General features: G+C 71.9%; 19 protein-coding genes. 11 read left to right on the forward strand and 8 right to left on the reverse strand.

Translation table 11 applies throughout. From position 1 onward, the window contains the following. Positions 1 to 4: 4 nt before the first annotated feature. On the reverse strand, positions 5 to 769 hold the full coding sequence (locus ACIBST_RS48045) for a helix-turn-helix domain-containing protein (RefSeq protein WP_397180145.1): 765 nt from the start codon (positions 767 to 769) through the stop codon (positions 5 to 7). Between the two features lie 77 nt (positions 770 to 846). Then, entirely contained in the window at positions 847 to 3,357 is a 2,511-nt protein-coding gene (locus tag ACIBST_RS48050; RefSeq protein WP_397180146.1) for a DNA translocase FtsK, read from the reverse strand. Between the two features lie 123 nt (positions 3,358 to 3,480). Here ACIBST_RS48050 and ACIBST_RS48055 point away from each other — a divergent pair, with 123 nt between their 5' ends. Then, entirely contained in the window at positions 3,481 to 4,317 is an 837-nt protein-coding gene (locus ACIBST_RS48055) for a metallophosphoesterase (RefSeq protein ID WP_397180147.1), read from the forward strand. Here the strand turns inward: ACIBST_RS48055 and ACIBST_RS48060 are convergent. Then, the gene (locus ACIBST_RS48060) at positions 4,301 to 5,008 is read right to left on the reverse strand and encodes a GntR family transcriptional regulator (protein WP_397180148.1); all 708 of its coding nucleotides are present in this window, start codon (positions 5,006 to 5,008) and stop codon (positions 4,301 to 4,303) included. The two genes, ACIBST_RS48055 and ACIBST_RS48060, sit on opposite strands and share 17 nt — an antisense overlap. 87 nt (positions 5,009 to 5,095) lie before the next feature. On the opposite strand from ACIBST_RS48060, the gene ACIBST_RS48065 reads away from it, so the two are divergent. From ACIBST_RS48065 to ACIBST_RS48075, 3 genes are all read left to right on the forward strand, one after another. Beyond that, positions 5,096 to 5,773: a tyrosine-protein phosphatase gene (locus ACIBST_RS48065; protein WP_397180149.1), complete on the forward strand. Its 678-nt coding sequence runs from the start codon at positions 5,096 to 5,098 to the stop codon at positions 5,771 to 5,773. Then, positions 5,770 to 7,023, forward strand: a complete 1,254-nt coding sequence (locus ACIBST_RS48070; RefSeq protein ID WP_397180150.1) for an MFS transporter — start codon at positions 5,770 to 5,772, stop codon at positions 7,021 to 7,023. The genes ACIBST_RS48065 and ACIBST_RS48070 overlap by 4 nt, the downstream gene beginning before the upstream one ends. Before the next feature lie 99 nt (positions 7,024 to 7,122). After that, entirely contained in the window at positions 7,123 to 9,585 is a 2,463-nt protein-coding gene (locus tag ACIBST_RS48075) for a SpoIIE family protein phosphatase (RefSeq protein ID WP_397180151.1), read from the forward strand. Here the strand turns inward: ACIBST_RS48075 and ACIBST_RS48080 are convergent. The 3 genes from ACIBST_RS48080 to ACIBST_RS48090 all read right to left on the reverse strand — a co-directional run bounded on the left by ACIBST_RS48080 (position 9,575) and on the right by ACIBST_RS48090 (position 12,345). Continuing rightward, positions 9,575 to 10,510: an aldose epimerase family protein gene (locus tag ACIBST_RS48080; RefSeq protein ID WP_397180152.1), complete on the reverse strand. Its 936-nt coding sequence runs from the start codon at positions 10,508 to 10,510 to the stop codon at positions 9,575 to 9,577. The two genes, ACIBST_RS48075 and ACIBST_RS48080, sit on opposite strands and share 11 nt — an antisense overlap. Then, positions 10,507 to 11,469 (reverse strand): LacI family DNA-binding transcriptional regulator, encoded by a 963-nt coding sequence (locus ACIBST_RS48085; RefSeq protein WP_397180153.1) that lies wholly within the window; start codon positions 11,467 to 11,469, stop codon positions 10,507 to 10,509. The genes ACIBST_RS48080 and ACIBST_RS48085 overlap by 4 nt, the downstream gene beginning before the upstream one ends. Before the next feature lie 81 nt (positions 11,470 to 11,550). After that, positions 11,551 to 12,345 (reverse strand): NAD-dependent epimerase/dehydratase family protein, encoded by a 795-nt coding sequence (locus ACIBST_RS48090; protein ID WP_397180154.1) that lies wholly within the window; start codon positions 12,343 to 12,345, stop codon positions 11,551 to 11,553. A 135-nt stretch (positions 12,346 to 12,480) separates the two neighbouring features. On the opposite strand from ACIBST_RS48090, the gene ACIBST_RS48095 reads away from it, so the two are divergent. The 5 genes from ACIBST_RS48095 (at position 12,481) to ACIBST_RS48115 (ending at position 17,329) form a co-directional block, all read left to right on the forward strand. Further along, complete coding sequence (locus ACIBST_RS48095) at positions 12,481 to 13,788, forward strand: extracellular solute-binding protein (protein WP_397180155.1); 1,308 nt, start codon at positions 12,481 to 12,483, stop codon at positions 13,786 to 13,788. Then, positions 13,785 to 14,711: a carbohydrate ABC transporter permease gene (locus ACIBST_RS48100; RefSeq protein ID WP_397180156.1), complete on the forward strand. Its 927-nt coding sequence runs from the start codon at positions 13,785 to 13,787 to the stop codon at positions 14,709 to 14,711. Before ACIBST_RS48095 ends, ACIBST_RS48100 begins: the two co-directional genes overlap by 4 nt. Further along, positions 14,708 to 15,568, forward strand: a complete 861-nt coding sequence (locus ACIBST_RS48105; RefSeq protein ID WP_397180157.1) for a carbohydrate ABC transporter permease — start codon at positions 14,708 to 14,710, stop codon at positions 15,566 to 15,568. Before ACIBST_RS48100 ends, ACIBST_RS48105 begins: the two co-directional genes overlap by 4 nt. Positions 15,569 to 15,634: 66 nt before the next feature. Continuing rightward, positions 15,635 to 16,396, forward strand: coding sequence for an IclR family transcriptional regulator (locus tag ACIBST_RS48110; RefSeq protein ID WP_397180158.1), 762 nt, complete (start codon positions 15,635 to 15,637; stop codon positions 16,394 to 16,396). 24 nt (positions 16,397 to 16,420) lie between these two features. Next, entirely contained in the window at positions 16,421 to 17,329 is a 909-nt protein-coding gene (locus ACIBST_RS48115) for a 5-dehydro-4-deoxyglucarate dehydratase (RefSeq protein ID WP_397180159.1), read from the forward strand. A 226-nt stretch (positions 17,330 to 17,555) separates the two neighbouring features. Here ACIBST_RS48115 and ACIBST_RS48120 read toward each other — a convergent pair whose 3' ends face one another. After that, positions 17,556 to 19,028: an aldehyde dehydrogenase (NADP(+)) gene (locus ACIBST_RS48120; protein ID WP_397180160.1), complete on the reverse strand. Its 1,473-nt coding sequence runs from the start codon at positions 19,026 to 19,028 to the stop codon at positions 17,556 to 17,558. Between the two features lie 108 nt (positions 19,029 to 19,136). On the opposite strand from ACIBST_RS48120, the gene ACIBST_RS48125 reads away from it, so the two are divergent. Continuing rightward, the gene (locus tag ACIBST_RS48125) at positions 19,137 to 20,393 is read left to right on the forward strand and encodes a glucarate dehydratase family protein (protein WP_397180161.1); all 1,257 of its coding nucleotides are present in this window, start codon (positions 19,137 to 19,139) and stop codon (positions 20,391 to 20,393) included. After that, entirely contained in the window at positions 20,390 to 22,027 is a 1,638-nt protein-coding gene (locus tag ACIBST_RS48130; RefSeq protein ID WP_397180162.1) for a hypothetical protein, read from the forward strand. Before ACIBST_RS48125 ends, ACIBST_RS48130 begins: the two co-directional genes overlap by 4 nt. Positions 22,028 to 22,784: 757 nt before the next feature. On the opposite strand, the gene ACIBST_RS48135 is transcribed toward ACIBST_RS48130, so the two are convergent. Beyond that, positions 22,785 to 23,282: a DUF402 domain-containing protein gene (locus tag ACIBST_RS48135; RefSeq protein WP_397180163.1), complete on the reverse strand. Its 498-nt coding sequence runs from the start codon at positions 23,280 to 23,282 to the stop codon at positions 22,785 to 22,787. Between the last annotated feature and the right edge of the window lie 200 nt (positions 23,283 to 23,482).

Raw genomic sequence — 23,482 nt, forward strand, 5'->3', positions numbered from 1 at the left:
CGGACTACCGCGGAGGCGACGCGTCGAGGCCGAACGAGCGGGTCACCATCTCCCCCCGGCCCCCGAGTTTGTCCACCTTCTTGCCGTTGACCTGCAAGGACACGGCACTCGCGTCACCGAGAAGCAGGCTGACCTTCTCGGCGGCCCGCCACGTCGAGCTGTCCCCGGCCTTCAACATCCCGGCGAAGAGCATCCGGCCCTGACCGTCGCGCACGTTGACGTACGACGTACGCCTGGCCTGGATCTTCAGGGTGACCATGCCCTTGCCCGTTTTGCCCTTGCCCGCGGCGGCCCTGGGCCCCTCGGTGATGGGCGTGTTCGGCGGCACGCTCGGCTTGGGCGTGATGGCGTGCACGTCGGCGGTGCGCACCTGGTCGCTCGCGCCGCCGAGCACGCGCACCGTGCCGAACACCACCACGACGGCCAGCGCCACGCCGAGCGCCATCGTCCAGTTGGGCCCGCGGCGCTCGCGCAGGGCGAGCGTGCGGTCGGCCTGGAACACCGCGGCGGCGCGGACGGGCTGCGGCGCCCCGCCGTGTTGCTGGTCGAACAGGTGGACCGTGGCCTCGGGATCGAGCCCGACGACCTTGGCGATGGCCTTGACGTGGCCGCGGGCGTAGAACGCGCCCCCGCACTGGTCGTAGTCCTCCTGCTCCATCCGGTTGATGATCGTTTCTCTGATCCGGGTCGCCGCGCTGACCTGCGCGACCGTCATTCCCGCCGCCTGCCTGGCCGCTGCCAGCATGGCCCCGATGCTCTGTTCCTGCACAGCGAACGCCTCCCCACCACGACAGTGCGTAGTGGTTCATATTCAATCAGTTATCGCCGTGGAACCGTGCATTGGGGTCATTCGCCACGCAGGTCGGCCAGCAGGCCGGGCAGATCGTCCGGTTTCACCAGCACTTCCCGGGCCTTGGAGCCCTCGCTGGGGCCCACCACGTTGCGGCTCTCCAGCAGGTCCATCAGCCGTCCGGCCTTGGCGAAGCCGACGCGCAGCTTGCGCTGCAACATCGAGGTCGAGCCGAACTGGGTGGTCACGATCAGCTCGGCGGCCTGGATCAGCAGGTCGAGGTCGTCGCCGATCTCCTCGTCGATCTCCCGCTTGACCGGCGCGGCGGCCACGTCGTCGCGGTACTCGACCTGCATCTGCTCCTTGCAGTGCGTGACGATCTCGGCGATCTCCTTCTCCGAGACGAACGCGTTCTGGATCCGGATGGGCTTGCTCGCGCCCATCGGCAGGAACAGCGCGTCGCCCTGGCCGACCAGCTTGTCGGCGCCCGGCTGGTCGAGGATGACCCGCGAGTCGGTCAGCGACGACACCGCGAAGGCCAGCCTGGACGGCACGTTGGCCTTGATCAGGCCGGTGACGACGTCGACCGAGGGCCGCTGGGTGGCGATCACCAGGTGGATGCCTGCCGCGCGGGCGAGCTGCGTGATGCGCACGATCGAGTCCTCGACGTCGCGCGGGGCCACCATCATGAGGTCGGCCAGCTCGTCCACGATCACCAGCAGGTACGGGTACGGCTGGTAGACCCGCTCGCTGCCCGGCGGCGGCACCAGCTTGCCCGCGCGCACGGCCTTGTTGAACTCGTCGACGTGCCGGAAGCCGCTGGCGGCCAGGTCGTCGTAGCGGCGGTCCATCTCGCCCACGACCCATTCCAGGGCCTCGGCGGCCTTCTTCGGGTTGGTGATGATGGGCGTGATGAGGTGCGGGATGCCCTCGTAGACGCTGAGCTCGACGCGCTTGGGGTCGACCAGCACCATGCGCACCTCGTCGGGGGTGGAGCGCATGAGGATGCTGGTGATGAGGCCGTTGACGCAGACCGACTTGCCGGCGCCGGTCGCGCCCGCGATGAGCAGGTGGGGCATCTTGGCGAGGTTGGCGACGATGGTGCGGCCCTCGACGTCCTTGCCCAGGCCCACGATCATCGGGTGGTGGTCGGCCTGGGCCACCTGGGAGCGCAGCACGTCGCCGAGCGCGACCAGGTCCTTGTCGGCGTTGGGGATCTCGACGCCGATGGCCGACTTGCCGGGGATCGGGGACAGGATCCGGACGTCGGCCGACTTGACGGCGTAGGCGATGTTCTTGGTGAGGGCGGTGACCTTCTCCACCTTGACCGCCGGGCCCAGCTCGATCTCGTAGCGGGTGACCGTCGGGCCGCGGGTGAAGCCGATCACCTGCGCGTCGATGGAGAACTGCTCCAGCACGCTGGTCAGCGCGTTGACCACGGTCGTGTTGGCCTTGGTCTGCGGCTTGGGCGCGGTGCCCGGCTTGAGGAACTGCAGGTCGGGCAGGCTGTACGGGCCCGCCTGCGGCGACAGCACGAGCTGCTCGACCTTGCGCGGCGCGGGCGTGGGCTCCGGCGGCTCCGGCCGGCGCTCCGGCACGGACGGCTCCTCGTCCGCGGGCCCGTCGACGAGCCCGGGGACGATCTCCGGCGAGTGGTCGGCCAGCTTGTCCTTCTCGGCCAGGACCGGCGTGTCGTACGGCTTGACCGTCTCGGCGCCCTCGGCCTCCGCCTTCTTGGCCCGCGGCCGGCGCTTGGCGGGCTCGCGCGGTGCGAGCGGCTCGGCGTGCCGCTCGAACAGCATGTGCCGCAGCTCCGACAGCCGCTCGGGGATGCGGTGGACGGGCGTGGCGGTGATCACCAGCACGCCGAACCCGGACAGGAGCAGCAGCAGCGGGATCGTGATCCAGGACGGCAGGATGCTCATCGGCGGCGCCGACACGATGAACCCGATCATGCCGCCGGCGGCCGACACCTTGTCCATGCCCTGCCCCTGGCCCGCCGGGTAGGGGGTGTCGTTGGCCACGTGGATGACGCCGAGCACGCCGACCATGAGCGCGCTCCACCCGATGACCATGCGGCCGGTGTCGGCGTTCTGGTCGGGGTGGCGCAGGTAGCGCCAGGCCAGCAGGCCCAGCAGCAGCGGCAGCGCCCAGGCCAGCGAGCCGAACACGGCGTGCACGACGGTGTTCACGACGCCGGAGACCGTGCCCTCGGGGTTGCGCCAGGTCATCGCGGCCAGCACGATCGCGCCGGCCAGCACCGACAGGCCCACGCCGTCGCGCCGGTGTGCGGGGTCGAGCTCGCGGGCGTTCTTGCCGAGCGCGCGGGCGGTGCTGCCGATGCCGTTGGCGAGCAGCATCCACAGCCCGACGATCAGCTTGCCGATCATCGTGAAGACCCAGCTGATGGGGTCGGGATGGGTGACGGAGGACTTGCGGCCGGAGCTCGCGGCCTTCGGCCTCGGTCGCCCCGCCGCCGTGGCCGGCCGCTTCGCGGGGGTCGATCGAGGCGAGGTCGACCGCTTCGCCGGCCCCTTCGATGCGCTTTTCGGCGTACGGGTGGCCATGATGCCAAAGGTACGTCGGAGACGGCGTCGCACGCGCGGAGACGCGCCGTGCGCCCGAAATGTCCGACTGTATTCATATAGATGACTGATCACGTTCAGTGGCGTCGTGCATCGTCGGCGGTCATGACGTACACGCTGATCCATCTGACCGACGTCCATGTCGTGCCCGAGGGGCCGCTGCACGGCTCGGCGGACCCGGTGGGCGCCCTGCGGGCCGCGCTGGCCGCCGTCCTGGCCTCCGGGACGGAGGTGGCCGCCGTCGTTCTGTCGGGAGACCTGGCCGACCAGGGGGACCTGGCCTCGTACCGGCTGCTGGAGGAGGCGGTCGGGCAGGCCGCGCGGGCGCTCGGCGCGGTCGTGGTGACCGCCATGGGCAACCACGACGAGCGCGCGGCCTTCCGCGCGGGCCTGGCCGGGCTGAACGCCGCCGCCCGCCCGCGCGCCGCGGACGGCCCCTGGGACGCCGTCACGATGGCGGGCGGCCTGCGGCTGGTCGCGCTGGACACCTCCGTGCCCGGCCGGCACCACGGCGAGCTCGACGACGACCAGCTCGCCTGGCTGGCGGACACGCTCGCCACGCCCGCGCCCGACGGCAGCGTGCTGGTGCTGCACCACCCGCCGATCCCGAGCGTGCTGCCCCTCATGGACGGCATCGGCCTGCGCGAGCCCGAACGGCTGGCCCGCGTGCTGGCGGGGACGGACGTGCGGCTCGTGCTGGCCGGTCACACGCACAGCGCGAGCGCCGGCACGCTGGCCGGCATCCCGGTCTGGGTGGGCCCCGGCAGCGCCTACGCCGCCGACACCATGCCCCCGGCGGGGCGCACGCGGGCGCTGCCGCTGCAGGCGTTCACCCGCGTGGACCTCGGCCCGTCAGGGGCGCTCGCCACGCTCGTGCCGCTGTCGGCCGCGCCGCCGGTCTACGAGCTGGACACCGAGGTCCTGCTCAGTCATATCGGGTGACGAACGAGATCATGTCGCCGCGGCAGCGCCGCTCGACGTGACACAGGGGCTGCCCGTCATGCGTGAGCAGCCCCTCCCGCACCAGCACCGCCTCGCCCGCCTGCATCTCCAGCATGCTCTGGTCGTGCAGATCGGCGGGCTCGGCCGAGATGGCGTGCCAGGCGTAGCGGTAGGCGTGGCCGGCGGCCTCCAGCGAGGCCAGCACGCCCGCCTTGAGGTCGAGGCGCAGCCCGGCCAGCTCGGGGGCCAGGCGGTAGCGGCTGAGCACGCAGGGCCGCTCGGCGTTGCGGAGCAGGGTGGTGATCTCGTGCACGACGCCGCCGGGCAGCCGCAGGTGACCGGCCGCCACCGGATGCGCCGCCTCGGCGCGCTCCACGACCCGCTCGCCGCCACCGAACACGCCGGCCATGCCCGCGATGTCCGAAGGGCGGTGGCGGCGCGTCTCGGGGTCGACGGAGACCTCGATCCGGCGCGGCGCCCGCCTGACGAAGCTCCCGAGCCCCTGCCGGGTCTCGACCAGGCCGGCCTTGCGCAGCTCCACCATCGCCTGGCGGGCGGTCAGCCGGTGGACGCCGTAGCGCTCGGCCAGCGCGTCCTCGGTCGGCAGGCGCTCGCCCGGCGCCAGTTCGCCCGACTCGATGGACCTGCCGAGGACTTGGGCGATCTCCCGGTAGCGGGCTTGTCGTGGCACGTGAACACCTTAAAGGTGCCGCAGGGTTCATCCTCCGGCCACATGCGGGCAGCCTTTCCGCAGATCGTCCACTCATATATATGACCCATGCCCCTCCTGAACCTCCGGGACGTCGCCACCGCGACCTCCCTGCGTCCGGGCGTGCTCTACCGCTCGGCGCAACCGCACACCCTCACCCCCGAGGACGCCCGGCTGGTCGCCGGCCTGCGGCTCATCGCCGACCTGCGCGGCGACGACGAGCGCCGGCCCGGCGACTGGGCCGGCGCCCTCGACGGCGCGGTCCGGCACGCCGCGCTCGGCGCCGGCGGCGACTCCTCCCCCGCCCGGCTCGCGGCGCTGCCCGCCGACCTGGACCTCGGCGACCTGTACGTCGGCCTCCTCCACCACCGGGCCGCCTGGTTCGCCGGGGTGGTCGCCGAGATCGCCGACGGCCTGCCCGCGCTCGTGCACTGCGCGGCCGGCAAGGACCGGACCGGCATGGTCGTGGCCCTCGTCCTCGACCTGCTCGGCGTGGACCACGAGGCCATCGTGCGCGACTACGCCCTGACCGCGCGGGCGCTGCCCGACGTCCTGGCCATGCTCGGCCTGTCGAGCGCTTCCGGGACGGCCGGAGGCGTGCCGGCGGCGCTGCTCGACGCGCCCGAGAGCGCGATGCGCACCTTCCTGGCCGCCCTGGACGACCTGGGCGGCGCCGAGACGTTCCTGCTCGCCCACGGCCTCACCGCGGCCCGGATCCGGCGGCTGCGCGCCGCCCTGCTGCCATGACGCTCATCCGGGAGCCGGTACGCCTGCGCCGCGGCCTGGTCGCCGCCATCGGCCTGGCCGAGCTCTGCTACGCCGCCGCCGGCGCGCTGCCCCTCGTCCTCGGGCTGGGGCTGAAGATCCAGGAGATCGCCCCGGCGGGCAAGGAGACCACGCTCGGCCTGGTCACCGCCCTCGGCGGCGTGGCCACCGTGATCGCCAACCCGGTCTCGGGCCACCTGTCGGACCGGACCGCCGGCCGGTACGGCATGCGCCGCCCCTGGATCCTCGGCGGCTCGCTCACCGGCCTGGCCGGCCTGCTCGTGCTGGCCACGGCCGGTTCCGTGCCCCTGGTCGCGCTCGGCTGGATCGTCGCCGTCTGCGGCTACCAGGCCATGGTCGCCGGCCTGACCGCCACGGTCGTGGACCAGTTCCCGCCCGAGCGCCGGACGCGGGTCGCCGGCGTGTTCTCGATGTGCAACATCGTCGGCGTCGTGCCCGCGATGGTGGTCGCCCAGGTGTTCAAGGACTCGCTGGTCACGGCGTTCGCGGTGTGCGGGGCGCTGGCCGTGGCCGCCGCGCTCGCGCTGTGGGTCGTGCTGCCGGACCGCCGGCTCGACCCGGCCGGGCGGCGGCCGGTGAGCCTGCGCAGCCTGGCCTCGGCGCTGCTGGTGCTGCCCGCCGGAGCGCGCGACTTCCGCCTGCTGTGGATCCAGCGGGTGCTGGTCAGCATCGGGTTCGCGCTGATCTCGTCGTACTCGCTCTACTACCTGCAGAGCCGCCTGGCGATGCCGACCGCGGCCGCGACCGCGCTGGTGGGCCTGACGACGATCGTCAGCACGCTGCTGTCCGGCCTGCTGGCCTACCTCGGCGGGCGCTGGGCGGCCCGAATCGGCAGGGGGCGGCCGTTCGTCCTGTGGGCGACCGTGGTCCTGGCCGCCATGCTGCTGCTCAAGGCGGCGACCGCGAGCGTGGCCGTCGTGGTGCTGGTGGCCGTGGTCTCGGGGGCGGCGACCGGCGTCTACTACGCCGTCGACCTCGGCATGGTGACCCAGGTGCTGCCCGACGAGCGCGAGGCCGGGCGCTTCCTGGGCGCGTTCGCGATGGCCAAGCACCTGCCGTCGGCGATCGCGCCCGCGCTCGCGCCGGTGCTGCTCGGCGTCGGCGGCGACCCCTTCGCCCCCGGGCCCAACTACTTCCTGCTCTTCCTGGCCTGCGCGGTCGTGACGGCCGCCGCGGCGCCGTTGGTCGGCCTTCTGCGGGACGTGCGTTAGCCGGGAGCACCTTCTTCACAACCGGAGGTATCAACGGCACCCATCTGACACTCTGACTGTGACCGAACTGCCACAACGAGTGATGTTCTAGGACGCACAGTGGACACGACCAGAGTGTCGAGCACAGCCTTCGACGGCACTCCGCACGCCCCGGCGCACGCGCGCCGCTTCATCCGCCAGGTGCTCGGCGAGTGGCGCCTGGGCCACCTGGCGGAGGACGCGGTGCTGCTGACCAGCGAGCTCGTCACCAACGCCGTGGTGCACGCGGGCACCGGCATCGAGCTGACCTGCCGCCTCGACGTCGCGGCGAGCCCGGCCAGGCTGGAGATCGAGGTCGACGACCACCGCCCCGGCAGGCCGGTCCCGACCCCCGAGGCCATGTCCACCGACCCCGCGCGCACGTCCGGGCGCGGGCTGGCGCTGGCCGCCATGCTGGCCGACGCCTGGGGCGTCACCTACACCAGGACCGCCAAACGGGTGTGGGTCCGCATGGAGCTGACCGACGGGCCCGACCACCAGGAGGTCATGGTCGGCACGCCGGGCCTGGCGCCGGCCACCGTGGCCGCGCCCATCGAGGGGCTGCACGTCGGGGTGCTGCTCGCCGACGGCGACGGGACCGTGCTGTCGTGGAACTCCGAGGCCGAGCACCTGCTGGGCTGGACGTCCGGGCAGGCGGTGGGCAGGCCGCTGGCCGACCTGGTGGCCTGGCGCGGCCACGGCCCGTACGCGATGTCCCTGGCCGGCACCCTGTCCCTGGGCCGCTGGCGGGGCGAGGCGCGCATGCGCCACCTCGACGGCCGGCTGATCCCCGTCTACGTCTCCCACGTGCGCAGCCGCGGCGGCCCGGAGGACCGGCGGTCGATCTGGATGATGGTGGCCGGCGACCACCGCTACGTGCTGACGCCGCCGGCCGCGCCGCTGCGCAGGGAGGCCGGGCGGCGGATCAAGGACCTGCTCGACCGGGACATGCCCTTCACGGAGCTGCTGGACACCATCGCGCGGATCGTCCAGACCAGCAGCGGCGGCGACGCGGCGTACGTGCTGCTGGCCGCCGAGGGCGGCGACCGGTTCGGCGTGGCGGCGGGCGCGGGCGCGACGGCGGGGCTGGTCGGCGTGCTGGCCGCGGGCGTGTTCGGCCCCGACGGCAGGACGCCGTCGATGATCGACGACCTGCTGGCCGGCGACGTCGAGCTGGCCCAGCAGCTACGGGCCAGGTCGCTGGCGTGCGCGCCGATGAGCGTGGGCGGTGAGGTGACCGGCTACATCGTGGTGACCGCGGCCCAGCCGGGCCGCTTCGACCAGGAGCTCACGGTCAGCCTGCAGCACATCGCCGACCAGGTGGCCGTGCCGGTGCAGCGCGAGCGGCTGGCCGAGCGCGAGCGCGCCCACCGGGGCCGGCTGTCGTTCCTGGCCGAGGCGGGCGAGCTGCTGGCCGGGGTGCACGACGAGGAGCTGATCGCCGCGCTGACCGCGCAGCTCGTCGTGCCCAAGATCGCGACGTGGGCGGCGGTCTACCTGACCGACCTGGCGGGCATGACCAGGCTCGCCCACGTCTGGCACAGCGAGGAGCGCTACAACGCCAACCTGCGCAGGTCGCTGCCGGCGATCCCGCGCACCGCGCTCGACGAGGTGAGCTGGCCGGTCGGCCCCGAGACGGTGCTGTCGTTCCCGCTGCTCACGCAGGGCAGGTCGCACGGCGCGCTGGTGATCGGCCGCGCCGAGCCGACCCTGCCGCTGGAGCTGGCCGACCTGCTGGCCGACCTGTGCCGGCTGGTCGCGCTCAACCTGCACACCGCCATGCTGTACGCCCGCCAGGCGACCACCTCCCGGGTGCTGCAGCGCAGCCTGCTGCCCATGCGGGTGGCCCCCATGCCGGGCCTGGAGTCGGCGGTCGTCTACGAGCCGGCCGAGGAGGGCGCCGACGTCGGCGGCGACTTCTACGACCTGTTCACCGTCTCCGACCACTGGTGCTTCGCCCTCGGCGACGTGTGCGGCAGCGGCCCCGAGGCGGCCGCGGTGACCGGCCTGGCCCGGCACGCCGTCCGGCTGCTGGCCAAGGAGCACTACACGGTGGCCGACATCCTCGACCGGCTCAACCAGGCCCTGCTGGAGGAGGGCGACGACGGCCGGTTCCTCAGCCTGCTGTGCGGCGAGCTGATCCCGCTGCCCCAGGGCGGCGCGCTGTGCACGATCGCGTCGGCCGGGCACCCGCCGCCGCTGCTGCTGCGCGCCGACGGCGCGGTGGACACGGTGGCCGCGCCGCAACTGCTGCTCGGCGTCGAGGCCGGCGCCAGGTTCTACGTCGAGACGTTCGAGCTGGCGCCGGAGGAGGTGCTGCTGTGCGTCACCGACGGCGTGACCGAGCGACGCGACGGCGACCGGCTGCTCGACGACGACGACGGCCTGTCGGCGCTGCTGTCCACCTGCCGCGGCCTGAGCGCCCACGCGGTGGCCGAACGCGTGCGGCACGCGGTCGAGACGTTCGCCCAGGAGCCGTCGCACGACGACGTGGCGCTGCTGGTCATCAAGGCCGCGACGGAGCTGCGCGGGGTCAGGCCGTGAAGCGGTAGGTGGTGGAGGAGGTGTGGCGCTCGCCGGGCCGCAGCACGGTGGAGGGGAAGTGCGGCTGGTTCGGCGAGTCGGGGAAGTGCTGGGTCTCCAGGCACAACCCGGCGAACGGCCCGTACGGCGTGGCCACCCCGTCGAGCATGCCGCCCGTGTAGAACTGCACGCCCGGCTCGGTGGTGGTCACCCGCATGGTCAGGCCGCCCGCGCTGACCTCGATGTCGCCGTCGAGCACGTAGCAGTGGTCGTAGGCGCCGCCCATCCGCTCGCCCACCGCGTGCGGCTCGGTGAAGTCGAAGGGGGTGCCCTTGACCGGCGCGAGCTCCCCCGTGGGGATCTTGCCGTCGTCCACCGGGAGGTAGTGGGCGGCCTCCAGCCTGACCACGTGGCCGAGCACGTCGCCGCCGCCGGCCAGGTTGAAGTAGGAGTGGTTGGTGAGGTTGAGCACGGTCGGCGCGTCGGTCTCGGCGGCGTAGTCGAGGCGGAGGGCGTCGTCCTCCAGGGTGTAGGTGACCGAGGCGGTGAGCGTGCCGGGGTAGCCCTGGTCGCCGTCGGGGCTGGTCAGTTCGAGGGTGACGGAGGCGGGGGTGCGGGCGGTGACCGTCCACACCTTGCCGTCGAAGCCCTCGGCGCCGCCGTGCAGGCTGTTGGGGCCGTTGTTGACCGGCAGGCGGTGCTCGCGGCCGTCGAGGGTGAAACGGCCGCCGGCGATGCGGTTGCCGTAGCGGCCGACCACGGCGCCGAAGTAGCGGCTGCGGGTTCGGTAGTCCTCCAGCGTGTCCAGGCCCAGCACGACGTCGAGGCCGGCGACCTCCAGCGAGCGCAGGACGGCGCCGTAGGTCAGCACCTCGGCGCGCAGCCGTCCGGACGACAGCTCCACGCGCTCGACGGTCTGCCCCGACGGCAGCGTTCCGAAGATCATGATTGGGCCCTTCCCGTGGACTCGCGGACGATGAGGCCGGTGTCCAGGTTGATCACCGCGCCCTCGCCCTCTGACTGCAACAGCAGGTCGACCGCCATCCGCCCGGCCACCGCGGCGGGCATCGCCACCGTGGTGAGCTTGGGCCGGCCGAGCCGCCCCGGCAGGATGTCGTCGAACCCGATCACGCTGATCCGGCCCGGCACCTCGACGTCCATCGCGGTGAGCCCTTCGATGAGGCCGAGCGCGACGAGGTCGTTGTAGGCCAGCACGCCGGTCGCCCCGCAGGCGGCCACCTCCGGCGCCACGGCCAGGCCGCCGGACTCGGTGGGCTGGTTGGGGCCGAAGAAGAGCAGGTCGAGGCCCGGCATCTCGGCCGCGGCGGCCTGCATCTCGTTGCTGGTCCACGATCCGGGCGGGCCGGACAGCAGGGCGATCCTGCGGTGGCCGAGCCCGGCCAGGTGCTCCAGCGCGAGCCTGGCGCCCTTGCCGACGTCCATCAGCACCGCGGGCATGCCCTTGATCCGCCGGTTGACCAGCACGAACGGCACGTCCTCCGCCAGGCGTTCGATCATCCGGTTGGACAGCCGGGGGCTGCACAGCAGCACGCCGTCCACCTGCTTGGCGAACGTGCGGATCAGCTCCTCCTCGACCCGCGGATCCTCGTCGGTGTCGGCCACGAAGACGTGGTAGTCGCGCCCCCGCGCCTGCGCCTGCGCGGCCTTGATCAGCGGCGGGAAGAAGGGGTTGGCGATGTCGGCGACGATCAGGCCGAGGTTGAACGTGCGGCCGGTGGTCAGCGCCCTGGCCGCCCTGTTGGGCCGGTAGCCGAGGTCGTCGGCGGCGGCCAGCACCCGGTTCCGCGTAGCAGGATTGACCAGGTGCGGCGCCGAGAACGTGCGCGAGACGGTCGACACGTGCACGCCGCAGGCGCGGGCGACGTCTTTGATCGTCACCGACATGGCCGTCCTCCTTGCAAGCGGTTGCCAAAGCCAACCTTGACCTTCGACGGTCCCGGCGTCAAGGTTCCTGCAACCGTTTGCCTACCAGGAGCCGCCGAGTTCGTTGAGCGTGAACACCCCGCCGGCGCGGTCGTGCACCGGGTCCGACAGGTCGGGCTCGCCGTGCTCGGCGAGGAGGGCGGCCGCCTGGGGCTCTGAGTCGTCGCGGGGCTCGTAGCCGAGGCGGCGGGCCTCCGCCAGCGACCACCACCGGCGGGCGTTGCCGGAGACGCCCCAGACGACGTGGTAGCCGGGCGCGACCAGCGCGGCCTCCACCAGGCGGGCGAGGTCGCCGGGCGAGATCCAGGTGGCCAGGCCGCGGGTGTCGGCCGAGCCCTCGTTGCAGGTGCCGAGCCTGATCACGGTCACGTTCATGCCGAACCGGTCGTGGTACAGGCTGCCCAGGGCCTCCATGACGACCTTGCTGACGCCGTAGAAGGTGTCGGGACGCGGGAAGGCGTAGTCGGGCAGGTCGGAGCCGTCCCGCGGCCTGGTGTGGAAGCCGGCCGCGTGATGGCTGCCCATGAGCACCAGGTGCCGCACGCCCTCGTTCCTGGCGGCCTCCATGAGGACCTGGGTGCCGTGGACGTTGGCGCGGACGATGTCCTCCCACGGGTGCTCGCGGCTCTGGCCGCCCAGGTGGAGGACGGCGTCCACGCCCTTCACGGCCTCGGCCACGGCCGCGCGGTCGGCCAGGTCGGCGCCCGCCCATTCCTCGTCCGGGCCCGGCTCGACCGGCCGGAGGTCGGAGAGCCGCAGCGTACGGCCTGGACGGGCGAGCCGGGGACGGAGCAGCGTGCCGACTTTTCCCGCGGCGCCGGTCATCAGAATGCGCATGCCCACCGTTGTACACAATTCTGATTCAAATTCACATACTTGAATATTGACCGCCTTGTCCCGCAATAGTTACCTTCACAGGAACAAGTTCATACACACGACACGTGTCCACGTATGTGAACGGGAGGCGGTCTGATGTCACGCCGTTTGCTGGGGGCCGCCCTCGCCGCGGCCCTGGCCGCAACGCTGACGGGCTGCGGTTCCGGGGGATCGAGCACGAACGACACACTGGAGATCTGGATCAGGCAGGCGCCCGACTCCGACTCCGCGAAGACGGCGGTGAAACTCGCCGACGCATTCACCAAGGCCGCGGGGGTCAGGACCAAAGTCGTCGCGCTCTTCGACGACTTCGAGACGAAACTCAACCAGCAGGCCGCCCAGAAGGCGCTTCCCGACATCGTCATCAACGACACCGCCCAACTCGGCAACATGCATTCGCAGGGCTGGCTGCAGGAGGTCGACAAGGGCCGGCTGGCCGGCGGCGACCAGCTCTCGGACCTGGCCTGGAAGGCGGCCACCGGCTCCGACGGCAAGTTCTACGGCGCGCCCTTCTCCGCGCAGGCCTTCGCGCTCATCGTGCGCAAGGACTGGCGGGAGAAGCTCGGCATGCGACCGCCGGCGACCTGGGCCGACCTGGCCGCGCTGGCCCGCGCCTTCACCGAGAAGGACCCGGACGGTGACGGACGGCAGGACACCGCGGGCCTCGTGATCCCGGCCGGCACCAAACGCGGCTACGCCTCCTGGTACGCCTCCTCCCTCATCTACGCCAACGGCGGCGACTTCGTGAAGCCCACCGGCCCCGGCAGGTTCGCCGCGATGACGGACGACCCCAGGACCGTCGAGGCCGTCCAGTTCCTCCAGGACCAGTTCTGCAAGAGCAAGACCGTCAATCCGGGCGCGGTGAGCAACGACACCACCGTCACGCACGAGGTGTTCGAGAAGGGACAGGGCGGCATCTACCTGGTCGGGCCGTACGTGCTGGCCCGGTTCGTCAAGAGCCTCGGGACCGACAGGATCGAGGTGCTGCCGGTGCCCAAGGGCCCGTCCGGCGGCCCCGGCACCCTCGGCGAGGGCGAGAACGTCTACCTCATGGTCGGCTCGGATATGGCCGACGCCCAGAAGAGGTTCGCCGAGTTCGCGATCTCCCCCGAAGGCCAGCGGATCGGCATGAACAAGGACGCCAACGGCGCCATCGTCCGCCTGCCCGTGAACAAGGGCGTCGACCTGGCCGCCGAGCGGCGGGACCCGCGCTGGAAGGTGTTCCAGCAGTCCTACGAGCACGCCGTCTACGCGCCGCCGGTGCCCAACTGGGCGCCCATCCGGCAGGACTCGGCCGACGTCATCAACACCGTGTGGGCCGACTGCGGCGCCGACGTCAAGGCCAGGATGGCCGAGCTGACCACCAGGCTCGACCAGGAACTGCGGAGCCAGAAGGCGTCATGACCGCGACCGTCACGGGGAAACCGGCCACGACCGCCGCCCGGCGCCGCCGCGCCGGGCGGGCGCGGCGGCGCGGAACGCCGGTCGCCTGGCTGTTCCTCGCGCCCGCCCTGCTGCTGTTCCTCTACTTCAAGTTCATCCCGATGGCCCTCGGCCTGTGGAAGAGCTTCAACAAGGTCCAGTACGCCTCCGACGAATGGGTCGGCCTCGGCAACTACCGCACGATCGTCGCGGACGACGCGTTCGTCTCGGCCGCCTGGCACAGCCTCGTGCTGGCGCTGGGCACCACGGTCGGCTCGCTCCTGCTCGGGCTCGCGCTCGCGCTGCTCATCGAGGGGCCCGCCCGCTATCTGTGGTTCGTCAGGACCGCGGTCTTCCTCCCGGTCGTCACCACGATGGCGGCGGTGGCCGAGGTGTGGCGGATCATGTTCCATCCGGGCGACACCGGCCTGCTCAACGTCGTCATCGGCTGGGTGGGCGTCGATCCGCAGCCGTGGCTGGGCAGCGAGGACTCCTCGCTGTGGTCGATCATGCTGATGAGCGTCTGGCGCGGGACGCCGTACGACATGATGATCTTCCTGGCCGGCCTGGTCGGCGTGGACCGCAGCCTGTACGAGGCCGCCGCCGTCGACGGCGCCGCCACCCGGCACCGGCTGCGGCACATCACGCTGCCGGCGTTGCGGCCGGTGTTCTGGATCCTGTTCACGCTGGCGGCCATCCGCGGGCTGCGGGTGTTCGTCGAGGTCTACGTCCTGACCAACGGCGGCCCCAACGGCTCGTCGGAAGTGCTGATGACGCTGATCTACAAGCTCGGCTTCCAGAAGAACGAGCTGGGGGTGGCCGCGGCGGGCGGGATCGTGCTCTTCCTGGCCACGCTGGCGCTCACCCTCGTCGTGCAGGCGCTGCGCAGGAGGCAGGCGACATGAGGTTCGACAGCGCCCTGGGCCTGGCGGCGCGCAAGGGGCCGGCGGCCACCGTCGCGAAGGTCGTGCTCTACTCGGCGATGGTCCTGGTCTTCACCGGGCCGCTGGCAGGGCTGCTGGTCAGCGCGTTCAGCAGGACGCTCGACCCGACGTCCTTCTCGTTGTGGCCGGACGACCTGACGCTGGAGAACTTCGTCCGGGCCGGGGAGAAGAACGTCTACCTGTACCTGCTCAACTCCTTCGTCGTCGTGGGGTTCGGGCTGCTGCTGCAACTGCTGGTGAGCGTGTTCGCGGCGTACGCGCTGGCGCGCAAGAGGTTCCGCGGCATGACCGTCGTGATGCTGCTCATGCTGGCCACGATGATGCTGCCCGAGGAGATCATCGCGATCCCGCTGTCGCTCGTCCTGGCCGACCTGCCCGTCCTGCACCTCAACCTGATCGGCACGTACGCCGGGATGATCCTGCCCGTCGGCGCCTGGGGCTTCTCGATCCTGGTCATGACGGAGTTCATGAAGGAGGTGCCGGTCGAGCTGGAGGAGGCGGCCCGCATCGACGGCGCGGGCGAGCTGCGCGTCTTCGCGACGATCGTCGTGCCGCTGTGCCGGCCGGCGCTCGGCGTGATCGGCGTCTTCGGCTTCACCATGATCTGGGACCAGTACCTGCTGCCGCTGATCGTTTCGACGGACTCCAGCACCTGGACCCTGCCCATCGCCCTGCGCTCGCTCCGCTCCGACGAGGAGGTCGGCATCGGCGTGCTGCTCGCGGCCTCGCTGCTGGCACTGCTGCCGTCGATCATCGCGTTCCTGGCGTTCCAGCGGCAGTTCATGCGGGGTCTGACAAGTGGCGCGATCAAGGGTTGATGTCCATGTATCTGGACGGGATCCCATATCCTGACACCCTGACGCCGCCGCCCAGATGGGACGAGTATGGAGCCACAGCTGGTCAAGTCCGCCGAGCGGACCGTACGCATCCTGGAGACCCTGGCGGAGTCCGCCGCCCCCATGACGCTGTCGGACCTCCAGCGGCGCACCGGCTTCCCGCGCAGCAGCCTGCATGCCCTCATGCGCACCCTCGTCGAGCTCAAGTGGGTCGAGACCGACACGACCAGGTCGGCGTTCGGGATCGGGCCGCACGCCCTGCTGACCGGCACCGCCTACCTCGACAAGGACCCGGCCCTGCGCTTCGCCCAGGAGACCCTGGAGGACCTGCGCGACGAGATCGGCCAGACCGTGCACTTCGCCCGCAGGGACGAGGCCCACGTCCTCTACCTGGCCACCCGCGAGTCACGCGAGGCCGGTCACGTGATCCCCAGGGTGGGCCGGCGGCTGCCCGCCCACGTCACCGCGCTCGGCCAGGTGCTGCTCGCCCAGCTCACCGACGACGAGGTCGTGGCCCTGCTGCCCGACCCGCTGCGGGCGCTGACCGAGCACACCATCACCGACCTGACCAAGCTGACCGGCGAGCTCGACCAGGTCCGCACCCGCGGCTGGGCCCTCGAACGCGAGCAGGGCACCCCCGGCGTGGCCTGCGTGGCCGTGGCGGTCGACTACCGCATCCCGGCCACCGACGCGATCAGCTGCTCGATGCCCGCCGCGCTGCCGCCCGCCGAGATCGAGCGCGTCACCGAAGCGGTGATCAAGCACACCCGCAAGCTGGCTGCCACTCTGCGCAGGGAGGGCATCCGCTAGACCCCTTGTTCGGAAGGACTGCCGATGCGGCTGGATGGTGTTCTCTTCTTTCCCGTGACCCCCTTCGACGGCGACGGCGCCGTCTCGGAGCCGGTGCTGGCCGAGCACGTCGCCGCCGGGGTCGCGGCCGGGGCGGGAGGAGTGTTCGCCGCCTGCGGCACCGGTGAGTACAACGCCCTCGACCTCGCCGACTACGTCAAGGTCATGACCACGTCGGTGACGGCGGCGGGCGGGCGCGTGCCCGTGTTCGGCGGCGCGGGCGGGCCGCTGCCCACCGCCACGGCCACCGCGCGGGCCGCCGCCGACAGCGGGGCCGACGGGCTGCTGCTGCTGCCGCCGTACCTGGTCAGCGCCCCGCCCGCGGGGCTGGTGCGGTACGTGCGCGAGGTCGCGGCGGCCACCGACCTGCCGGTCGTCGTCTACCAGCGGGCCAACGCGCGCTTCTCCCCCGCCGCCGTGGCCGAGCTCGCCGCCCTGCCGAACGTGATCGGCTTCAAGGACGGGCTGGGCGACCTCGACCTGCTCCAGCGCATCATCCTGACCGTCCGGGCGGCCGCGCCCGCCGGGGAGTTCACGTTCTTCAACGGACTGCCCACCGCCGAGCTGACCGTGCCCGCCTACCAGGGGCTCGGGGTGAGCCTGTACTCCAGCGCCGTGTTCGCCTTCGCGCCCGAGATCGCGCTGGCCTTCCACCGGGCGGTGACGGGCGGGGACGACCCGCTCGTGCGACGGCTGCTCACCGGGTTCTACCTGCCGCTGGTGGAGCTGCGGGACCTGGTTCCGGGGTACGCGGTCTCGCTGGTCAAGGCAGGCGTACGGATGCGGGGGCTGGACGTCGGCGGCGTCCGCGCCCCCCTGACCGACCCGGCCCCCGAGCACCTGGCCGCCCTGCGCCGCCTCACCACGAGGGGCCTCGAACTGGCCACCTCCTGACCCGGCGCGCCTGTCGGGGGCGGTCGGCCATGGCGGGCCCGCTCTCCACGACCGCAGGCGGCCCGTCACGTCGTCCGGGAGCGGCCCGTCACGTCGTCCGCGGGCGGCCCGTCACGTCGTCCGCGGGCGGCCCGTCACGTCGCCCGCGAGCGGCCCGTCACGTCGCCCGCGAGCGGCCCGTCACGTCGCCCGCGAGCGGCCCGTCACGTCGCCCGCGGGCGGCCTGTCACGTCGTCTGCGGGCGGCCGTCCACCCGGCGCGGGATGCCGAGGGGGTTGGCGTCCTTGAGCTCGTCCGGGAGCAGCGCCTCGGGCCAGTCCTGGTAGGCGACCGGCGCCACCCACCGCCCGATCGCCGTCGCCCCCACCGACGTGTACGCCGACGTCGAGGCAGGCCAGGGCCCGCCGTGGTGCATCGCCCAGCAGACCGCCACCCCGGTCGGCCAGCCGTTCCAGATCAGCCGCCCCGCCTTCCGGCCGAGCACCTCGACGATCTCCTCGGCCTCGTCCGGATCACCGCCATGGACGGTCGCCGTGAGCGACCCCTCCAGCCGCTCCAGCACCCTCCTCAGCTCCGCGACCTCCCGATAGGTCACCACGACGGCCGCCGGCCCGAAGCACTCCTCCGCGATCGCCGGCAGCCGCTCGCCGAACGACTCCAGATCGGTCGTGAACACCTTGGGCGCCACCGCCCAGGCCCCCTCTCCCGGCTTCCCCTCCGCCAGCAGGGTCAGCTCGCCGAGCCGGCCGAGCCCGCCCAGATACCCGTCCCTGATCCGCTCGGCCAGCATGGGGCCGCCGCTGGTGCCCTCCACCGCCGCGACCAGCGCCTTGCGCAACTCGTCGTCCTCGGGCACGAACACGAGCCCCGGGTTCGTGCAGAACTGCCCGACCCCCAGGGTCAGCGACGCCGCGAACCCGCTCGCCACCTCCTGCGCCGGCGCCGACGGCAGCACCACGACGGGGTTGACGCTGCCCAGCTCGCCGTAGAAGGGGATGGGCGTCTCCCGCTCGTCGATCAGCTTCTGGATCGCCTTGCCGCCCGCCACCGACCCGGTGAACCCGGCCGCGGCCACCCGCGGGTGGCGTACCAGGTCGGCGCCCGCCCGCAACCCCTGCACCAGCCCGAGCAGATCCGGATAGGGCAGGGCGTTCCGTACGATCTTCGCCACCCGCTCGGACGTGTTCGGATGCCCCGGATGTGCCTTGACCACCACGGCACACCCCGCGGCCAGCGCCGAGGCGGTGTCCCCACCGGCCACCGAGAACGCGAACGGGAAGTTGCCGGCCGCGAACACCGCGACGACCCCCGCCAGCGGTTGGTTCATCCGCCGCACGTCCGGCCGCGGCGGCGTGAGCGCCGGGTCCGCGTGGTCGATGACGGCCTCCAGGTAGCCGCCGTCCCTGACGACCTGGGCGAAGAGCCGGAACTGGCCGGCCGTACGCGCCACCTCGCCACGCAGCCGCACCTCGCCGAGCGCGGTCTCCTGGTCGGCGAGTCGCCACAGTTCGTCCGCGTGCGCGATGAGCGCGTCGGCGACGGCCTCCAGCGCCGCCGCCCGCTCGTCCGCCGGGGTCGCGCGCCACGCGGCGCCGGCGGCCGTCGCCGCGGAGACGATCAAGTCGACCCCGGCGCCGTCGGTCTCGGGCAGGCCGCTGCCCACGGTCTCACCGGTCCTGGGGTCGTATCCGTAGATCATCGAGTGGCCCTTCGGAGTCTTGACACTTTCTCGGCCCGATTCTTACAGTTGCGGCAACCTGTCCACAAATCTGGCTATTGTTCACATATATGGACGGCGGTTTCTGAATTGATTATCCGGCAGATCCACGTCACCCCGGTCGCCTTCCGGGATCCGCCCCTCCTGAACGCCGCCGGCGTGCACGAGCCGTGGGCCCTGCGGACCATCGTCGAGATCGTCACCGACGAGGGCCTGTCCGGACTGGGCGAGACCTACGGCGACCTCGGCCACCTCACCAAGGTCCGCGAGTGCGCGCAGGTCCTGCTCGGGCTCGACGTCCACGCCACCAACGAGATGTACGCCCGCGTCGCGGCCACCGTCGGCGACGTCGTCACCGACCTGCACGGGCTGACCGGCGTCGCCACCAAGGAGAAGAGCGTCGACCGGGTCTTCTCCCCCTTCGAGGTGGCCTGCCTGGACATCCGCGGCAAAGCGGCCGGCGTGCCCGTCGCAGACCTGCTCGGCGGCCGTGTCCGCGACGCCGTCCCTTACAGCGCGTACCTCTTCTACAAGTGGGCCGGCCACCCCGGCGCGGACCCCGACCGCTTCGGCCCGGCCCTCGACGAGGCGGCCCTGGTGGCGCAGGCCGCCCTCCTGATCAAGGAGCACGGCTTCTCCTCGATCAAGCTGAAGGGCGGCGTCCTCCCGCCCGACCAGGAGATCGCCGGCATCCGCGCCCTGCACGAGGCGTTCCCCGGCATCCCCCTCCGCCTGGACCCCAACGCCGCCTGGACCGTCGAGACGTCCGTCCGCGTCGGCCGCGAACTCGACGGCGTCCTGCAGTACCTGGAGGACCCCACGCCGGGCATCGCGGGCATGGCCGAGGTGGCCAGGGCCGTCCCGATGCCGCTCGCCACGAACATGTGCGTCGTCACCCCCGAACACCTGCCCCCCGCCATCGCCGCCGGCGCGATCGGCGTGCTCCTGCTGGACCACCACTACTGGGGCGGCCTCGTGCGATCCGCGCACATCGCCACCCTCTGCGGCACCTTCGGCCTGGACCTGTCGATGCACTCCAACTCCCATCTCGGCATCAGCCTGGCCGCGATGACCCACCTGGCCGCCGCCACCCCGAACCTGACCTTCGCCTGCGACACCCACACCCCCTGGCAGGACGGCCAGGACGTGGTGCTCCCCGGCAGCCTGCGCTTCGTCGACGGCGCCGTACCGGTGCCCGCCGGCCCGGGCCTGGGCGTCGAACTGGACCGCGACGCGCTGGCGGTCATGCACGAGCAGTACGAGACCTGCGGCATCCGCGCCCGCGACGACACGACCTACATGCGGCGCATCGAGCCTTCCTTCTCCGCGAAGATCCCCCGCTGGTGAACGTCGCCTACGTCTACCCCTGGGACGTCGTCGGCGACCCGGCCGCCCCCGCCCGCCTGGCCCGGCTGGGCGTCGACACGATCGCCCTGGCCGCCGGCTACCACTCCACCCGCGCCGCCACCCCGTACCACCCGGCACACCGCGTCCTGGACGTCCCCCATTCGGCCTTCTACCTGCCGATCCGTCCCCATGCCTGGTCCCGCCTGGTCCCCGCCGCCCCCACCTGGACCCCGCCGGACGCCTACCTCCAGGCCCAGACGGCCCTGCGGCAGGCCGGCCTGAAGGTCCACGCCTGGGTCGTCCTCACCCACAACTCCTACCTGGGCACCCGGTTCCCCGACGTGACCGTGCGCAACGCCTTCGGCGACCCGTACCCGTACGCCCTTTGCCCGGCGCACGAGGAGGTCCTGGCGTACTGCGAGACCCTCGTCACGGAGATCCTCACCCTCGCCGAACCGGACGGCCTGATCCTGGAGGCGTGCGGGCCGATGGGGTTCGGGCATCAGGGCGTGCACGAGAAGACGTCCGGCGCCGACTGGACCCCCACCGACGCCGCCCTCCTCTCACTGTGCTTCTGCACGATCTGCGCTCCCCGATACCCTCCACAAACCGCCCCCCAAATCCGCGCCACCCTCGACACCCCCATCGTCACCACCATCGAGAACGCCCCCCGCCCCCCGAAACCCCCCTCCACAGGTCCAGGCACCCCGCTCGCGGACACCCCAACCCCGTCGCCCTCAGCCGTGGAATCCCCCACTCCAGAGCCCTCAGCCTCCGATCCCTCAACCTCGAAGACGTCACCCTGGGAGACATCAGCTTCCGGTCGCCCAACCTCAGAAACCCCGTCCTCAGAGACCCCCATTTCAGGGACCGAAGCCCCGCGGACCCTCACCTCAGAGACCCACGCCTCACGGACCTTCACCCCAGAGACCCACGCCTCACGGACCTTCACCCCAGAGACCCACGCCTTGAAGCCCCAAGCCTCGGGAACTCTCACCTCAGAGAACCGAGCCCCGGAAACCCCAGGTTCGCCGCCCCGAGCCGCAGAGCATCCAGCGTCAAGCACCCAGGGCGCAGCGGCAGAGAGTGCTGCCCGGCCACCTCAAAGCACCACAGTCCGCACCCCCACCGCCTCGGGCACCCCCGGCCATCCCGCCTCCGGCCACCACATCGACACGATGGACCTCGCCCTCGGCCCCCTGGCCGACGAGGTGAGAGCAACCAGGGTGAGACTGTCAGCCTCCCTCCGCCACCGCCTCATCTCCGCCGCCCAGCGAACCGCACCAGACATCCCCATCACGCTGCACGCCGACCCGAACCCCTGGGCCACCGGCGCCTTCGCCGCCCTCCCCTCAGGCGACCCCAACCTGAACGTCCTCGTGGGCAACTGCTGGGGCGACATTCGCACCGACGCCGCCCGCCTCACAGCCCTGGCGAACCTGTGCACCCCCGGCCAACGAGTAGGCGCCTACGTCCTGGCCCTCCCACCCCGCCCCGCCGACGCAGCCGCCCTGGCCGAACAACTGAAGATCTACGCCGATGCCGGCGCCTCAGAATTCCACCTCTACCACGCAGGCCTGGCGTCCCCCCACCGCCTGTCCGCCATAGCCACCGCGCTCCGCCTCTCCCAATAGCCACACCCCAACGGCCCGCACCAGCCCCAAAGCCCGACCGCGCACCACCAACCGATCACCGTTCGAACCACCCCAAAGCGAGCCCGTGCTTGGCCCCCACCAGGGCAGCCGCCGACAATCCACCGAAAACACGGAACCGCCTAAGCAGTAGCACCAAGCCATGGCTCGGCACCTCGCCCTCAGGATGAAAGGCCCAGCTCAGCGGAGTCCCACTTCTCACCCGCCCATGTCCCTGTCGCCAAATGAGCACCGTCGCAGAGCAGCCACGCACCAGGCACGCGTCGATCTCCAAGCCCCCGATTCCACACAACGGAGAGCCCGCACGAGATCCCTGAAAGCTCACCCTGCGAGCCGATGCCCCAAGCGATGATCGACCGCCCAGTGCCATCCATAACCCAGTGTGCTCGCCCACCTGGTGAAGGCCACAGACTGCCCTATCACGATCATCGTCTGCCCGCATTGGCGCAGCCATCGACGGACAGATACTCACCTATCAGCGCGTGCACCGGCAGCTGCAACCAGCTGCTCCCCAACAGCAAGCCAGGAAACGCAACCCACCGCACCTCGACGAGCGCAAGCTCCCTACAACAGACCAGGCGCTCCCCTGGCCCCCACTGACCATCCCCGTTCGAACCCCAAGCTCACCACCTGAGGAGTGCCAGCGGCCCCACCCGACACCCCAACACACCCCGCCGTGTCAGCCGCCGGCGCAAGCCCGAGCCTGCCCCACTCCACCCACCGTCCGGACCGACGGCACTCACTCCATCATCGCAAGCCACTTCACGTGCGCTCCCCCGAACGGCCCTCTACGAGCCCCGACCGCATCCATCAGCCACCGCGCACTCGCTTCCGCCCCCGCGATCAATTCCGGCGGATACCCCAGCACCACCTGATGCTCGGCGAACTCGTCCTCATCGTCGAGAATGAGCCGCCCATCCCGCTTCCTGATCACGTCGAGATCGAGATCGAACATGGTGACCTCGTCATCCCGCCACTCGGGAACCGTGGTGACGTCCACATAGACCTCAGTGCGATGCGGTGCCGCGTTGAACGATGCCGCCCACCAGGCATCCCGCGGGAACAGCATGATCGCGTGGTTGTCCCAGGTGACGGCCGGCCCGTCCCCCTTGCGGGCAACCGTCCCTCCGGGCACGGCCACCCAAACCCCATATTGATCGTCTCCGAGCACCGTGCCTGGATGGTTCCAGTGCAACGCCCCGCCGTACTTCCGAAACACCACCCGTACATCACTCATAGAACAAATCTACTTTTCGTCCACCACCACCACCACGAGAACCGAGAGGCCACCTCTCTCGTCCCCTCCTCCGCCCAGCGGTCCTCCAGGGCCCCCCCGCCGGCGGGGGGGGGGGGGGGGGGGGGGGGGGGGGGGGGCGGGGGGCGGGCGGGGGGGGGGGGGGGGGGCGGGGGGGCGCGGGCGGGGGGGGGGGGGGCGGG

This window comes from Nonomuraea sp. NPDC049684 (genome assembly GCF_044465345.1).
Taxonomy (GTDB): Bacteria; Actinomycetota; Actinomycetes; order Streptosporangiales; family Streptosporangiaceae; genus Nonomuraea.

Bases quoted from the DNA above. Each gene is read 5' to 3' on its own strand.
- ACIBST_RS48050 (WP_397180146.1), bottom strand. From the start codon at position 3,357: ATGGCCACCCGTACGCCGAAAAGCGCATCGAAGGGGCCGGCGAAGCGG.
- ACIBST_RS48055 (WP_397180147.1), top strand. From the start codon at position 3,481: ATGACGTACACGCTGATCCATCTGACCGACGTCCATGTCGTGCCCGAG.
- ACIBST_RS48065 (WP_397180149.1), top strand. From the start codon at position 5,096: ATGCCCCTCCTGAACCTCCGGGACGTCGCCACCGCGACCTCCCTGCGT.
- ACIBST_RS48070 (WP_397180150.1), top strand. From the start codon at position 5,770: ATGACGCTCATCCGGGAGCCGGTACGCCTGCGCCGCGGCCTGGTCGCC.
- ACIBST_RS48080 (WP_397180152.1), bottom strand. From the start codon at position 10,510: ATGATCTTCGGAACGCTGCCGTCGGGGCAGACCGTCGAGCGCGTGGAG.
- ACIBST_RS48085 (WP_397180153.1), bottom strand. From the start codon at position 11,469: ATGTCGGTGACGATCAAAGACGTCGCCCGCGCCTGCGGCGTGCACGTG.
- ACIBST_RS48090 (WP_397180154.1), bottom strand. From the start codon at position 12,345: ATGCGCATTCTGATGACCGGCGCCGCGGGAAAAGTCGGCACGCTGCTC.
- ACIBST_RS48095 (WP_397180155.1), top strand. From the start codon at position 12,481: ATGTCACGCCGTTTGCTGGGGGCCGCCCTCGCCGCGGCCCTGGCCGCA.
- ACIBST_RS48100 (WP_397180156.1), top strand. From the start codon at position 13,785: ATGACCGCGACCGTCACGGGGAAACCGGCCACGACCGCCGCCCGGCGC.
- ACIBST_RS48105 (WP_397180157.1), top strand. From the start codon at position 14,708: ATGAGGTTCGACAGCGCCCTGGGCCTGGCGGCGCGCAAGGGGCCGGCG.
- ACIBST_RS48110 (WP_397180158.1), top strand. From the start codon at position 15,635: ATGGAGCCACAGCTGGTCAAGTCCGCCGAGCGGACCGTACGCATCCTG.
- ACIBST_RS48115 (WP_397180159.1), top strand. From the start codon at position 16,421: ATGCGGCTGGATGGTGTTCTCTTCTTTCCCGTGACCCCCTTCGACGGC.
- ACIBST_RS48120 (WP_397180160.1), bottom strand. From the start codon at position 19,028: ATGATCTACGGATACGACCCCAGGACCGGTGAGACCGTGGGCAGCGGC.
- ACIBST_RS48135 (WP_397180163.1), bottom strand. From the start codon at position 23,282: ATGAGTGATGTACGGGTGGTGTTTCGGAAGTACGGCGGGGCGTTGCAC.